Below are 620 nucleotides of genomic sequence, written 5' to 3' on the forward strand. Positions count from 1 at the left end.
GATCATCATCGGAGGAGATATCCTTCAACACGGAAAAGACATCCAGGTGACCCTGACCAGCCTACTTCGAGATACGCAAGGCAATCCGCTTAACCAGGATCAAACCCTCGACATTCGTCTTCCGGAATTCACCCTTCCCAATGACAACGCCAATGAATTACGTGCACCACTTGTCTCCGCTGTTTTCCCCGGATACCCCTGCGCGCTGACCGGGGCTGTGCTGACCGGGCAACGCGAAAACTGGCGAAACGGTCGATGCGTGGGAGGAAAAAATACTGACCCGCTTTATCCCGTACCGAACCTGTTCAAGGACTTTAGTCTCAGGGTAATCTTCAGCCGCAGCATCGACAGCAACACGGTCAATAACAACACGTTTGTTGTTGAACACTTCGATACCGTTAATAACGTATGGCAACCCGTCAATGGTCGCCATAAAGTACTTTCACAGCGAATCGAATTTTTACCGAACAGTCCCTGGCGGGTTGGTGACCTTTACCGTTATACCCTGCACTCCGAGGAAGGAGCGCCGAACTGTGGAGTCAACGCCATATGTTCAAATGATGGAGCCCCTCTGCAAACACGGCAAATTTCTCAGTCCAGCTCCACAGCGCCTGGCCTTA

At 51.8% G+C, this 620-nt stretch carries 1 pseudogene; it reads left to right on the forward strand.

What is annotated here, in order from left to right:
• Positions 1-620, forward strand: a pseudogene (locus A3730_RS29500) (hypothetical protein); the annotation flags it as partial.

It is taken from the genome of Alcanivorax sp. HI0044, from assembly GCF_001634945.1.